This window comes from Marinoscillum luteum (genome assembly GCF_044005705.1).
Lineage (GTDB): Bacteria > Bacteroidota > Bacteroidia > Cytophagales > Cyclobacteriaceae > Marinoscillum > Marinoscillum luteum.
The window spans coordinates 97,415-110,322 of sequence record NZ_JBIPKE010000016.1 but is presented as its reverse complement, the minus strand read 5'-3'; the positions used below and the strand labels follow the sequence as shown (position 1 = coordinate 110,322).

At 44.6% G+C, this 12,908-nt stretch carries 13 protein-coding genes; 6 read left to right on the top strand and 7 right to left on the bottom strand.

The window, feature by feature from the left end:
• Positions 1 to 2: 2 nt before the first annotated feature.
• The 3 genes from ACHKAR_RS10405 to ACHKAR_RS10395 form a co-directional block, all read right to left on the bottom strand.
• Entirely contained in the window at positions 3 to 1,283 is a 1,281-nt protein-coding gene (locus tag ACHKAR_RS10405; protein ID WP_395417372.1) for a sensor histidine kinase, read from the bottom strand.
• On the bottom strand, positions 1,280 to 1,954 hold the full coding sequence (locus tag ACHKAR_RS10400; protein ID WP_395417371.1) for a response regulator transcription factor: 675 nt from the start codon (positions 1,952 to 1,954) through the stop codon (positions 1,280 to 1,282). Before ACHKAR_RS10400 ends, ACHKAR_RS10405 begins: the two co-directional genes overlap by 4 nt.
• A 62-nt stretch (positions 1,955 to 2,016) precedes the next feature.
• Positions 2,017 to 3,570: a hypothetical protein gene (locus tag ACHKAR_RS10395; RefSeq protein ID WP_395417370.1), complete on the bottom strand. Its 1,554-nt coding sequence runs from the start codon at positions 3,568 to 3,570 to the stop codon at positions 2,017 to 2,019.
• Between the two features lie 83 nt (positions 3,571 to 3,653).
• Between ACHKAR_RS10395 and ACHKAR_RS10390 the strand changes: the two genes are divergently transcribed.
• Positions 3,654 to 4,859, top strand: a complete 1,206-nt coding sequence (locus ACHKAR_RS10390; RefSeq protein WP_395417369.1) for a glycosyltransferase family 4 protein — start codon at positions 3,654 to 3,656, stop codon at positions 4,857 to 4,859.
• On the opposite strand, the gene gldB is transcribed toward ACHKAR_RS10390, so the two are convergent.
• Positions 4,825 to 5,808 (bottom strand): gliding motility lipoprotein GldB, encoded by a 984-nt coding sequence (gene gldB, locus ACHKAR_RS10385; protein ID WP_395417368.1) that lies wholly within the window; start codon positions 5,806 to 5,808, stop codon positions 4,825 to 4,827. The two genes, ACHKAR_RS10390 and gldB, sit on opposite strands and share 35 nt — an antisense overlap.
• A gap of 46 nt (positions 5,809 to 5,854) precedes the next feature.
• Here gldB and ACHKAR_RS10380 point away from each other — a divergent pair, with 46 nt between their 5' ends.
• Positions 5,855 to 6,517 (top strand): outer membrane beta-barrel protein, encoded by a 663-nt coding sequence (locus tag ACHKAR_RS10380; protein ID WP_159582501.1) that lies wholly within the window; start codon positions 5,855 to 5,857, stop codon positions 6,515 to 6,517.
• Here ACHKAR_RS10380 and ACHKAR_RS10375 read toward each other — a convergent pair.
• The 3 genes from ACHKAR_RS10375 to ACHKAR_RS10365 all read right to left on the bottom strand — a co-directional run bounded on the left by ACHKAR_RS10375 (position 6,514) and on the right by ACHKAR_RS10365 (position 9,291).
• Positions 6,514 to 8,064, bottom strand: coding sequence for an Rne/Rng family ribonuclease (locus tag ACHKAR_RS10375; protein WP_395417367.1), 1,551 nt, complete (start codon positions 8,062 to 8,064; stop codon positions 6,514 to 6,516). The genes ACHKAR_RS10380 and ACHKAR_RS10375 overlap by 4 nt on opposite strands.
• 147 nt (positions 8,065 to 8,211) lie before the next feature.
• Positions 8,212 to 8,994, bottom strand: coding sequence for a tetratricopeptide repeat protein (locus ACHKAR_RS10370; protein ID WP_159582499.1), 783 nt, complete (start codon positions 8,992 to 8,994; stop codon positions 8,212 to 8,214).
• Between the two features lie 6 nt (positions 8,995 to 9,000).
• Positions 9,001 to 9,291 carry an HU family DNA-binding protein gene (locus ACHKAR_RS10365; protein ID WP_159582498.1) on the bottom strand — a complete coding sequence of 97 codons (291 nt, stop codon included), beginning with the start codon at positions 9,289 to 9,291 and terminating at the stop codon, positions 9,001 to 9,003.
• Between the two features lie 104 nt (positions 9,292 to 9,395).
• On the opposite strand from ACHKAR_RS10365, the gene mutY reads away from it, so the two are divergent.
• The 4 genes from mutY to gldD are packed head-to-tail and all read left to right on the top strand — an operon-like array spanning position 9,396 to position 12,889.
• Positions 9,396 to 10,451 carry an A/G-specific adenine glycosylase gene (gene mutY, locus ACHKAR_RS10360; protein ID WP_395417468.1) on the top strand — a complete coding sequence of 352 codons (1,056 nt, stop codon included), beginning with the start codon at positions 9,396 to 9,398 and terminating at the stop codon, positions 10,449 to 10,451.
• Between the two features lie 14 nt (positions 10,452 to 10,465).
• Positions 10,466 to 10,921: a single-stranded DNA-binding protein gene (locus ACHKAR_RS10355; protein WP_395417366.1), complete on the top strand. Its 456-nt coding sequence runs from the start codon at positions 10,466 to 10,468 to the stop codon at positions 10,919 to 10,921.
• Positions 10,922 to 10,943: 22 nt separating this feature from the next.
• Positions 10,944 to 12,305 carry a gliding motility-associated protein GldE gene (gene gldE / locus ACHKAR_RS10350; RefSeq protein ID WP_395417365.1) on the top strand — a complete coding sequence of 454 codons (1,362 nt, stop codon included), beginning with the start codon at positions 10,944 to 10,946 and terminating at the stop codon, positions 12,303 to 12,305.
• Positions 12,306 to 12,307: 2 nt separating this feature from the next.
• Positions 12,308 to 12,889 carry a gliding motility lipoprotein GldD gene (gldD, locus tag ACHKAR_RS10345; protein WP_159582495.1) on the top strand — a complete coding sequence of 194 codons (582 nt, stop codon included), beginning with the start codon at positions 12,308 to 12,310 and terminating at the stop codon, positions 12,887 to 12,889.
• The last annotated feature ends 19 nt before the right edge of the window (positions 12,890 to 12,908 follow it).

The following is a 12,908-nucleotide window of genomic DNA, read 5'->3' as shown; positions in this document are numbered from 1 at the left end:
TTTCAGAAGGTGACAGCAAAAGAATGCCTTTGCTCAACAAAAGAATAATGAATCGTCCATCCATACCTGCTGCAAACTTCCTTGACAATGGCGAGGCCCAATCCACTACTAGTCTTTTCAGAAGAAGCCACCACAAACCTTTTGAAAATCATCTGACTGTTGAGTGGAACCTGTCCGGTGTTTTGGATGGTTAGTGTTTGACCATCTAGCTTTATCATAATCTGTCCGTTCTCCTCACTGTGGGCAATGGCATTGATCAACAAATTGTTCAACAACACCTCCACCAGGGTGACGTTGCAGTTGAGCACAAGATGATCAAACCTGGTCCGTTCCAGTGTCAGTTTTTTGTCACTGATATAATCCCGGAGCAACTCAATGCTCTCAACAACCAGAGCCCCGAGATCAATCCATTCATTGGTTTCAAACTGTTTATTTTCAATCTTGGCCAGCAACAGTAAATTCTTATTGATCCTGGAAACTCTGGAAAGGGGGATTTCAATGGCATTCACCAATTGTGACTGTTCGGCCGTTAATTCCGGGGTTTGCAAGAGCATATTTACTTTTGATCTCAGCACCGCCAGCGGGGTTTGGAGTTCGTGAGAGGCATTTTCCAAGAAGGCCTTCTGCTGGTTAAAGACAGCCGTACTTTTATCAATCAAGCGGGTAAGTTCTGCATTCAGATCCTCAAACTCCTCGATGTTCGTTTTGGGGAAGTTCACTTCTTGCTGAGAGTTCAGATCGAAACGCTTCAGCTCTTCCAGGGTTTCCCAAAAGGGTCGCCAGATACTTCCTGCAATCCGTCTATTGAGCAGGATAAATCCGCAGATGAGCAACGCAAAAAAGAGAAAAGTAACCAGGGCAATGGCCAAAAGGGTTTCGTCGGCTTCCTCCACATTGGTCTCCACAACCAAATGATAGGGTTCTCCATTAATGTAAATAAATGAAGACAGCCCTCGGAAGCGGTCCGTCTCCAACAGCCCCTGTTCGAAACCTTCTCTCGAAATGGTATAAAGACTATCTGGGCGAACATTCACAGCCCTTTTCAACTGAGTGCCTGGCTGCAAAACAGCCCAAAGTTCTATGATATCGTTCAACTCTTTATTGCTAAACGCACGATCAGCTAGCCGTTCTTCGATTCTTGTTTTTACAATGTGATTGTGTTCATCTAGTTCTGTCAGCCAGATATGATCTACAACCAGATAATATACTGGCACACTCAGCACCAAAACCAGCAATGCGTAAACGGTAAACGCTCTAAAGGGCCTATTTAGTAGTTTCGTCATGCCTCCCACTTATATCCGGTACCATAAATGGTCTGCAAGTAATTTGAACATCCGGCTTCAAAAAGTTTCTTCTTCAAATTCTTCACATGCGCATAGACAAAATCGTGATTGTCGAACATATCAGCCAAATCTCCAGAAAGGTGCTCGGCCAAGGCACCTTTGGATATTACCCGGTTTTTGTTTCCCAAAAAAAGCAGTAACAACCCAAACTCTTTTTTTGTCAAAGTCACGAGTTGCCCTTTGATTCTCACATCTCTGGAAAGCAAATTGACCTGAAGTTCATTTTGCTCGATCACATTGGCATTGTCAAATTGCTTACGGCGAATAACAGAATAGACCCTTGCCGCCAGCTCGGAATGATGAAAGGGCTTGGCTAAGTAATCGTCCGCACCCATTTGCAGCCCATTAACTTTGTCTTCCAGAGCGTTTTTGGCCGAAATAATAATGATCCCTTCTTGCTTATTCGCTGATTTGAGGTTTTCGAGAATTTTTAACCCGTCACCTCCCGGGAGCATAAGGTCTAGCAAGATACAATCATAGCTATAGGCATGTATCTTTTCTGTTGCCTCTTGAAAAGTTGAAGCCTGCTCGCATAGGTAGCTTTCATTGGACAAGTAACTTTTAATGTCCTGAGCCAACTCCTTTTCATCTTCTATAATGAGGATTTTCATGAAAGTAAATTAACTGTCCAATTCTGTAGAAATTTAGCATGAAGCCAACGCACGAGTACAAATCACCTGATCCGCACGAAGCCTGCAGGCTCCCGCTTGTAGCTAACCCCTTCTATTCTTAGCAGGTCCTTTTGCAGGTCCACAATATCTGTTTGGAGGGTGTGAAGGGTAAACCCATATTTTCTGGCGAGATCAAGGTACTGGGTATTTATGCCTTTCTCCGTATGGCACAATATGATTTTCAGGTGGCCTGTGTATCTGGCCAACAACTGAGCATCTCTCGGAAAAGAATAATTGTCCGCAATCATGACCACCTCACCGCCGGGTTTGGCTACTTTTTCCCCGTATACCAACGCCTCAAAATTATTTTCAGGGAGGTCACCACCTCCTCCTCCACGCATGGCCTCAAACATTTTCTCTTTGGCCACACCAAAATCGCTAGTTTTCACGTGATAGAGCCCACCGGTTTTCCCTATCACTTTCTGATTGGTCGGCAAATCATTACCATCATTGAAAAAAACAAAGTCCGTCTCCTTTTGGAGTGATGAGAGCTTGATCCACTTCAGCAAGTCAGCCGTGTAAGGATACATGCTACCGGTCACATCCACGATCACCAGATCAGGACTCCAGTGATTTCTGAACAGCGCCTTTGAAACGACTTTCTGATCCACTTTAGGAAGGATATCCACATAGCTGGTGTCGGTTTCATAAGCCACGCACTGAGCATACTGCTGCAGCATTTTGTATTTATCGATCAGGTCTTTTGAAATTTCAAAACTGGTAATGTTGACACTTTCCTTTTTGATGGGAAAGCTCACATAGCCCTTAGCACGCACATTATACTGTCTTCTCCCGATCACCAACCCGCGCTTCCATTTCAAAATGTATTTCAGGGCGAATGCCAGCCGCTCCTTACAAGGAAACAAGTTTCCACTCACGGTCACCTCCTGCGGACGCCCGTTATAGTCTAGCTCTACCTCAAAAAAAACCCTCCCTTTGTAGGTCTCCGCACAGTCATAGATTTTCTCCAGCTGCTCCCCGAGGTATTCCGGAGAGTAGACCGACTCTGGATATTCACAATCGATCCGCTGATAGTCTATTTTGAGCAGTTTTCGGAGCTCCCCTATGCGCTGATCCAAAGCCATCAGGTCTGACCTGACACTATCAATCTCTGCCAGGGAGGTCTCTTTGGTGAAATAATCTTCATAGTAGACCACAAAGCCATGAAAAAAATCGAGACATGAAGCAGAAGAAGCACATCCGGCCTGGCCAATGATGTTCCATTCAAAAAACTTATTGACCACTATCTGTGGATTGATCTCGATGAGTTTATCCAGCCGGGCAAGGTCAAGTTGTTTTTGATCAAACTCACTCGACTCGCGAAAAGTGGTATACACCAGGTCTATCTTCAATATTCGACGATCTGTGAAAGGTAGCTTCCTGATATCATCTTTTGAAAAACTGGAGGGCAACACCAAATACTCATACCTGCCATCAAATGAATACTGTGGCACCGTGGAGTGCCGGGCCGTTTCATAGACGTCACGGGCTTCCGGGCTCTGTGAATAGAGCCCATGCACAAGGGCAGCCAAAAGAAAAGTGATGAGATACCTCAAAATCGGGATAATTCTATGAATACGTCGAAAATCATTAACGAAATTATTAAACCTAAAATTCTATTTTCATCTTTATGTAAGAAATGAAGATTCTGTACATCCATCAGTATTTCAAAACACCCGCCGAAGGTGGATGTGTACGGCCCTACCATTTGGCAAAGGGTTTGGTGGATCAGGGGCATGAAGTGACCATGGTCACTACCCATGATGTTTTGTCAGGGCTTCATCAGATAGACGGACTCCAGGTTCACTACCTACAAGTACCTTACGCCAATCGGTTTGGCTTCATGCGGCGCATTTGGTCTTATCTCCGCTATGTGGTACTGGCCAAAAGAAAAATCGCCAGCCTGAAAACCAAATTTGATCTGGCCTATGTAATGACCACTCCACTTACCACCGGGCTAATTGCCCTTCATCTGAAAGAACGATATAACCTCCCTTACTATTTTGAAGTGGGTGATCTATGGCCCGAAGCTCCTATTAAAATGGGAGCCATCAGAAACGGGTTGTTGAAAAACCTGCTTTATCGGTTTGAAAAAAAATGCTACTTCGAAGCACAAAAGGTCATTGCCCTCTCCCCGGCGATTAGAAATTACATAGAAGCCAACTCGCCAGAAACCAAGGTACATGTTGTTCCCAACTTTGCAGATGTCTCTTTTTTTGAAGCACATCACAAAATTCAGCGATTCTCTGCTGAAAACCCCCTTAAGGTTGGTTACATAGGCACGTTCGGAGCGGCCAACCATCTGGACTACCTGTTAGATGCTGCCAGGGTGTGCCAGGAGCAAAAACTGCCAGTGGTATTTAACCTGATGGGAGATGGTGCTCATCTGAAAAAAATAAAAAGCCTGAGTCGGCAATTAGACAACCTGATACTGCATCCTTTTGGCTCTGCCGATGCGGTAAAACATCTTCTGGAAAGCCAGGATGCCGTATATGTCTCTTTCAAAAACCTGGAGATCCTCAATACGGGAAGCCCCAACAAGTTCTTCGATGGCCTTGCTGCAGGTAAGCTCATCATGATCAATTTTGGGGGCTGGATCAGACAGATCGTTGAAGAACAAAAATGCGGTTTCTACCACGACCCTCTGGATCCAACAGAGCTGGCAAGAAAACTCTCCGTTTTTCTCAAAGAACCGGAGATGCTTTATCAGTATCAAAAGAATGCCCGTGCCCTTGCCGAGAAGTATTATAGCAAGGAGCTGCAGGTTCAAAAACTGGGCAAAATTCTAACCAACCAAAAACACCTGAGTGTCAGCGACTCTGAGGTTTATATCCTGACAGCCTGAAGATTTTTTCATTATCCGTGTCCGCCAGCAAGGCTTCTATGCTCACCTCATTGTTTTTCATGTAGCTCTCCACTATTCTCCAGCCTACCCAGGCGCCTATCCTTCCGGGACACTCCTGGCTGATTTCGTAAACATTGGGTCGCTCTCCGAGAAAGCGTCTTTTGGTGATGTGGTTAGTCTCATAGAGCACTTCGTTCTCCAATAGGTTGGCCCAAATCACCGCCTCATTTTCATCAATCACTTCCATATCTCTGGAGGTATACCCCAACCAGACAGAGTCCTGGGTACACGGCACCAGGCTGCTGGCCAGATAATAGGTCTTTCCGAAATCCACCATTTCTGAAAGCAGGCTTGAGCTCTTCCCCTTGTACACCTGATTACCAGCCAGAAATTTCACAATTATGCTGGCAAGATGTTCTTTGTTATACCTCTTAAGTACATAGCCGGGTATTTCCAGCGGCTTATAAGTGGCCTTGGGCCCTATGAAAAAATCCAGTCCAATGAGGATAAGTGAGTCAGAAATGAACAGGTCCTTATAAAGGCCTGAAACAGTTGTCTGAATTTTGGGCACGCGTGTTTCAGGAAACAGTGTGGTCATTTTTCCAATGGCCATTTCCAGATCTTCCCTGATCGGGTCGAAATCTGAATATTCGGAGACCGCTTCATTGTACAGGGTATCAATGGATGGATTTTGTATCAACCTGAAAATCTTTGCCGCCAGAATAGAATCTGTAGGATACTGATCTGAATCAAGAAAGAGACGAGAAAATTCGCGATATTCTTCCAGCAAATTCTCTATGCCCTCCGGAGAGTCTTGACTAAAAAATGCGGCCTCCAACCGCTCTACCTCTATACTGACCGGAGTGGATGCAATGGCATTTTCGTTTTTGCACTCGGGTCCGCAGGCGAAAAATAAAAGAAAAGGAATCGTTATGATAACTGTGCGCATACACCTTAATTTTAAGCTGTTAAATTTAGACATTTAAGTACTCCGCATGAGAAAGATTACCCTAATAGTTATACTCCTTACCCTCACTTCTATGAGCACTTTCGCTCAGTCAAAATTAGGCCTGAAGTTTTCTCCTTCAGTATCTTCTAATAGAATTTCTTTGATCGACAGCCTTTATGATGTAGAGCCAGATGGCTCTGTGTTTAAGTTTTCCATGGGGTTGATTTATGATCATGAACTTACGGAAACCTACTACTTCAGTACGGGGCTGATTTTCGTGCCCAAGCAAGTGGCTTTTATGGTGACTGAGGAGCCCGACCAGCCCACTGCCAACTACACTAAAAAGTCACCATATGAATCCTACCGGCTAAACTATCTTCAAATACCGGTGAGCCTTAAGCTTTTCACCAATGAAGTACAGCCAGATACACGCGTTTTCTTTCAGGTGGGGATGGCTCCAGAAATTAAGGTATTCAGTGAGCCCACAGAGGAAGACTATGATTTGATAGAAGAATTCAAAGGATTTGATGCCACGATACTTTTTGGCGGAGGAGTGGAATACCGGGCCGGTATAAACACAACCCTCTTTGCCAGTGTGACCTACCAAAGAGGGTTGAATAATGTGATCAAAACAGAAACCTGGGGATTTCAGGAGGAATTATACATCCGCAATACCCTGGTCTCGTTTGATTTAGGAATTAAATTTTAAGTCTCTATCGCTTCGCCCCTGTTGTTCAGCACGCTGAACTCGGTGAGGGCCAGTGAAGAATCCTCAATCAGATGCACCCACTTCAGGTATCTCAGGAACCACTTCACTCTTCTGGAGAAAATCCCCCTGGTGAAGTAGGCATGAATATATGGGTGCAAACTTACGGTGATCTTCTTCTCGTTCTGAGCCGTAAGGATGTGATCCAGTGTTTTCTCTATCTGATCGGCAATGGAGATCGCTGCTGTGATCTGACCCGTTCCATTGCACGTAGGGCAAACTTCCCTGGTCGCAATGTTGAGCTCAGGTCGCACACGTTGTCTGGTGATCTGCAATAAACCAAACTTGGACAACGGAAGCACTGTGTGCTTAGAGCGGTCGTCTTTCATCACTTCCTTGATCCGATCATAGACTTTCTTTCTATTCTCAGACTTCCGCATATCGATGAAATCCACCACGATGATACCACCCATGTCTCGCAGCCTGAGCTGACGAGCCACTTCTGAAGCCGCCTCGAGATTGACTTTTAGCGCTGTGGTTTCCTGATTGTCCTCCTGATTGGACTTATTTCCACTGTTCACATCAATGACGTGGAGTGCCTCAGTATGCTCTATGATCAGGTAGCCGCCATTGGCAATGCTAACAGATTTGCCGAAAGAGGTTTTGAGTTGCTTCTCAATGTTGAAAGACTCAAAAACCTTTACACGGTTTTGATAAAGCTTTAAGATTTTCTCTTTGTCCGGAGCAATCTTATTGACATAGCTCCTTACTTCTTCGTAAAGCTCTTTGTCATCTACCACAATGCTATCAAAGGATTCGTTGAGAACATCCCGCAAAATTGAATTTGCGCGGTTCATCTCACCGATCACCTTATCTCTAGTGTTGGCTGTTTTGAGATTTTTTACTCCGTCGATCCAGATTTGAAGAAGGTTTTTGAGGTCTTTGTCAAGCTCCTTTACGTCTTTCCCTTCCGCTACTGTTCTGATGATAACGCCAAAGTTCTCTGGTTTTATTGAGCTTATTAGTCTGCTCAATCTTTTCCTTTCGTTGGCGTCTCCTATACGTTTAGATACATTTACCGCATTTGAAAACGGTACTAATACCAGGTATCTCCCGGCTAATGACAACTCGCAAGAAAGTCGAGGCCCTTTTGTGGATATAGGTTCTTTTACGACCTGAACCAATATTTTTTGGTTCTTGGTCAAAACCTGGCTGATTTTACCAAGCTTATTGATGTCTGGCTCATGTTTGAACCCACTCAATTTGGCACTCATGCTATTTTTAGAGAGTGCGAGCTTGGTAAATTTATTGAGAGACTGAACCTGCGGGCCCAAATCAAGGTAATGTAAAAAAGCATCCTTTTCGTACCCAATGTCGATAAATGCGGCATTGAGTCCCTGAACGACCTTTTTTACAGTACCCAGATAAATATCTCCAACGTTGAACCTATTTCCATCAGACTCCTGATGGAATTCAACCAGTTGTTTGTTCTTAAGAAGGGCAATTCGACATCCATTTTGAGTTGAGTTGATGATTAGTTCATTACTCACTATATACTCAATTTAGATGTGTACTAATTACTTCTTCTTATGTCTGTTTTTTCTAAGTCTCTTCTTCCTTTTGTGAGTAGCGATCTTATGTCTTTTTCTTTTCTTACCGCAAGGCATAATCTTTAATTTTTTAGTTACTTAAATATTCTAAAGTTCTTCTATATAAGAAGATGCGGTGGCTTTTAAGGCCGGATCTGCATCAGCTTTATTCAATAGTTTTCCGAAAACGGCTTTCGCTGCTTCCGTGTCTCCGGACTCTGACAGTACCACACCATAATAAAACAGCGATTCATCATCTGTAGAATCCATTTCCAGGAGCTTTTCAAATCGCTCCTTAGCCCGATCAAACTGGCCAGACCTGATCGCAAGTAAACCAAGATTAAGAATGGTTTCCCGGTTATCAGGTTCTTGTTCCAGCACTTCCCTGAGTAGTTGCACTCCCGCCATAGGCGTTTCTGTAACCATCAGCGTCATTGCCAGTTTGTTTTTCAAAGTACTGTTTTGCGGGTCTGCTACCAGCAATTCTTCAAATATCTCCTGAGCCTTCTGAGCTAAACCTACTGCCTTATCGGGTTCGGTACTCATCTGAAACGCCTGATAATAAATCATGGCGGCTTTCAATCTGGAAGTACCAGCCGTATCCAATGATAGGATGAGTGCAGCATAACTGTCCGCACTATCCACCATCTGGTACTTCAGGTACAGCCTGGCCAAAGAGTCCGCAAAGTTAATACTTTTTTTTATTTCTGAAACAGCGTTAAGTTGCTGTCTGAGAGACATAAGCAGGCTTTGATCTTCAGTGGAGATCGAAAAGTCATGAGGCTTCACTTCCACCCCGGTCTCATTTTCCACCACCACTCTTGGAAGTTGATAAATCAGAACAACAGCCAATACCCCCGCCGCAATCAAAAATATTTGCTGTCGGTTCATTTAGTGTTATTTCAACTTTTTGCTACTCTTGATTTTCTCCGTGAAAATCTTGGAAGGCTTGAAGCTGGGCACATGATGCTCATCGATGACGATGGCTGTGTTTTTGGAAATATTTCTGGCGATCTTCTTCGCCCTTTTCTTATTCACAAAGCTCCCAAAGCCTCTTACGTATATATTTTCCCCTTCTGCCATAGAGTTTTTCACCACGGTGAAAAATGCTTCTACTGTTACCTGAACATCAGCTTTATCAATTCCTGTTTTGTCAGATATTTCGTTTATAACATCGGCTTTAGTCACTATAATTGTCGTTTAATTGATGTTTCGATCATTTTTGAGCGGTCAAATTTAATTTTGGTCCCCGTAAATAAAAAACTAAAATCCATATTTAAACCAAATACTTTATCAACACTCCTCACAGTTTTACCAAATCGCTAATTAGTTGGTACTCAATAGTTAAGCGAGACCTCCCCTGGAGGAGGAGCAATGATCCGTATAAAATTTGGCTATCCGAAATTATCCTTCAACAAACTCGCATAGACCAGGGGCTTCCATACTACAATCGTTTCGTTTCTTTGTTTCCAACAGTGGGTGATCTGGCAGAGGCACCCAGCCAAACGGTCATGAAAACCTGGGAAGGTCTGGGCTACTACTCCCGCGCTCGTAATCTTCACTCCACTGCTCAAGTGATCCATACAGAGCTCGGCGGGATCTTCCCCTCCACCTATGCCGAACTGGTGAAGCTGAAGGGAGTGGGGCCATACACCGCGGCGGCCATTGCCTCCATGGCATTTGGTGAAGCTACCCCGGTCATCGATGGAAATGTCTTCCGCTTTGTTTCCAGATACTTCGGAGTGGAAGCAGACATTGCCGATCAAAAAAACCGTAAGTTTTTCATGGAGATCCTCGAGGATCTGATTCCTCAATCTGATCCTGGCACCTTCAACCAGGCCATGATGGAGTATGGAGCTACTGTATGCAAGCCGAGCCCTGACTGTGTCAGTTGTCTTTTTAGGCTTTCGTGCTATGCCTACAAGCACCAAAAGCAGCAAGTGCTCCCTGTCAAAACCAAAAAAGTAAAATCCAAAGAGGTGTTTTTCTCTTATCTAATCTTCGAACATGAAGGGACCACGCTCATGAGACAGCGAACAGAAAGTATTTGGACCGGCCTTTTTGAGTTTCATAACATCACCCACGAGCAAGGCCTGCAGGAGGAGCAAATCACACACTTCCTCTCTCAGTACCCTCACCTCATCGTTCACCAAAAGTTTGAGCCTGTCCAGCATATTCTTACACACAGAAAGCTGTGGGTCACTTTTTACCACATTGAGGTAACGATGAAAGACACATTCCGTATGCTCAGTAAAGATTTGGGTTTAAATCTGTATAGCTGGGAAGAAGTGTTAACTTTGCCCCGACCAAAAGTGATCGTCAACCACTTGCAACAAGCGGTTTTTTAAGTTATTTTTATTTTATGGCTGGAGTAAATAAAGTAATTCTTGTAGGAAATCTGGGCAAAGACCCTGAGGTAAGACATTTGGAAAGTGGCGCTGTAGTGGCGAGCTTTTCCATAGCTACTTCTGAAACCTACAAGGATCGAACTACAGGAGAAAGACGCGAACAAACCGAATGGCACAACATTGTGCTTTGGAGAGGCTTGGCCGAAGTAGCCGAAAAATACCTGAAAAAAGGTGATCAGGTCTACGTAGAAGGCAAGTTAAGAACCCGATCATGGGAAAAAGACGGGGTGACTCGTTACACCACAGAAGTAGTGGGTGATAATATGACGATGCTGGGTAGCAGGTCTGGTGGATCTCCAGGAGGAGCGGGTAATACGTCTCAACAGTATGAGGAGCCGTCATCAGCATCTACCCAAAGCTCCGACAGCAGCCCCATGGAAGAGGGTGTTACAGATGACCTCCCCTTCTAATGTTTAACTTAAAGACCTCTCCTTGGAGACTGCATTAGACGACCCTTATCCCTCGGCACTTTTTCTGGCAATCACACAGCTCCCTGTTTCCTTCTTTTTGATCAATGGAATCGGGGTATTGCTCCTTCTTTTGCTTTCGGGGCTGATCTCCGGATCTGAGGTGGCATTTTTTTCACTGAGCCACGATCAAATCCAGGATGCCAAGACCTCCGGCAATAAGAACGATAAGTACATTTCCAGCCTGGTACTGGATCCCAAGCGCCTGCTGGCCACTATACTTATCCTGAATAATCTGGCCAACATTTTTATTGTCACCATTTCCACCTTTGCAACCTGGAAGGTAGTGGGTAGTAAAGATGCTGGTGGTATAGTCATCGTGGTACTCACGGTGAGCATCACCGTGATGATCATCTTTTTTGGGGAGATTGTGCCCAAAGTATATGCCAATCACAATAACCTCAGTTTTGCGAGAATGACCGCCCCCATGCTGACATTCGCTGATAAAATACTACGCCCCATTTCCTGGTTTTTAATGGCTTTGAGCAACATTATTGAAAGCCGAATTCAAAAAAAGGGCTATAACCTCTCCGTCGACCAAATCAACCAGGCACTGGAAATCACGGCAGATAAAGAAGTAAGTGATGAGGAGAAGGGTATTCTTAAAGGTATCGTAAACTTCAGTACGCTTTCTGTGCGGCAAATCATGAAGTCCAGAATTGACATCACGGCGCTGGATGTGGACACAGACTTCCATGACCTCATGGATAAGGTGAATAAAACAGGGTATTCGCGGATTCCCGTCTATGCGGAAACCGTGGATAAGATTGAGGGAATTCTTTACATCAAAGACCTGCTTCCTCATTTAGATAAAAAAGAAGAATTCAAATGGCAAACGCTCCTGAGACCCGGCTTCTTTGTGCCCGAGAGCAAAAAAATAGATGACCTGTTCAGGGACTTCCAGGAGAAACAGGTCCATATGGCCATCATCGTAGATGAGTATGGCGGGACCTCCGGGCTCATCACCTTGGAAGATGTGATCGAGGAGATCGTGGGCGAGATCAATGACGAGTTTGATGAGGAGAACGAAATTGCCTACAATAAACTTGATGCCAATACGTACATTTTTGAAGGTAAAACGTCACTAAACGACTTTTGTAAGATTACGGGAGTGGACTCTGACGTGTTTGAGAAAGTGAAACGCGAAAGCGAATCACTCGGAGGGCTTCTCCTCGAGCTCAATACCAAGCTGCCACCCGCCGGGGAAAAAATTACGTTTCAGCAGTTTCTGTTTACTGTAGTAGCGGTGGATCAGAGGCGAATCAAGCGGGTGCGGGTATACATCAATCCCGAGCATTCCGATCAGGTGAAAGATTTTGAGGACTGAGTATGACGATTAGAATTTCTATTTTATTTCTGATTTCTATTTTGGTACTGTCCTGTGGACAAAACCCTTACCTACCCAAACCCAAGGGGTATAACCGCATCGACCTGCCTGCGCATGAGTACACAGCGCTTGCAGATAGTTTTCCTTATCAGTTTGAGTATTCGAAACACGCCAGAATCCTGAAGGACAGCTCGTGGATTACTGAACGCTATTGGATCGATATCTTTTATCCGGCCATGGATGCCAATATCCAGCTCACCTACAAGCCCATTAAAAATAAGGCTGAGCTAATGCAGGAGTATTTTAGCGATTCGTATAAGCTCACCTCTCAGCACAATGTAAAGGCCTACGCCATAGACGAAAAAGTGCTCGAACTTCCCAATGGAGACTTTGCCTCCTTTACCGAACTGGAAGGAGAAGTGCCCACGCAGTTGCAGTTTCACGTTTCTGACAGTACCGCGCACTTCTTACGGGGAGCGCTCTATTTCAAAACGGCCACCAAGAACGATTCCCTGGCTCCTGTCATTCGATATTTGAAGGAAGATGCCCTCCACCTGCTGGAGACGCTGGAGTGGAATGACTAATCCGTACCATTTCTTAGCC

What these genes read in the sequence shown, in the direction of transcription:
- ACHKAR_RS10405 (WP_395417372.1), bottom strand. Translation starts at nt 1,283, where the DNA reads ATGACGAAACTACTAAATAGGCCCTTTAGAGCGTTTACCGTTTACGCA.
- ACHKAR_RS10390 (WP_395417369.1), top strand. Translation starts at nt 3,654, where the DNA reads ATGAAGATTCTGTACATCCATCAGTATTTCAAAACACCCGCCGAAGGT.
- gldB (WP_395417368.1), bottom strand. Translation starts at nt 5,808, where the DNA reads ATGCGCACAGTTATCATAACGATTCCTTTTCTTTTATTTTTCGCCTGC.
- gldD (WP_159582495.1), top strand. Translation starts at nt 12,308, where the DNA reads ATGACGATTAGAATTTCTATTTTATTTCTGATTTCTATTTTGGTACTG.
- ACHKAR_RS10370 (WP_159582499.1), bottom strand. Translation starts at nt 8,994, where the DNA reads ATGAACCGACAGCAAATATTTTTGATTGCGGCGGGGGTATTGGCTGTT.
- ACHKAR_RS10400 (WP_395417371.1), bottom strand. Translation starts at nt 1,954, where the DNA reads ATGAAAATCCTCATTATAGAAGATGAAAAGGAGTTGGCTCAGGACATT.
- ACHKAR_RS10380 (WP_159582501.1), top strand. Translation starts at nt 5,855, where the DNA reads ATGAGAAAGATTACCCTAATAGTTATACTCCTTACCCTCACTTCTATG.
- ACHKAR_RS10355 (WP_395417366.1), top strand. Translation starts at nt 10,466, where the DNA reads ATGGCTGGAGTAAATAAAGTAATTCTTGTAGGAAATCTGGGCAAAGAC.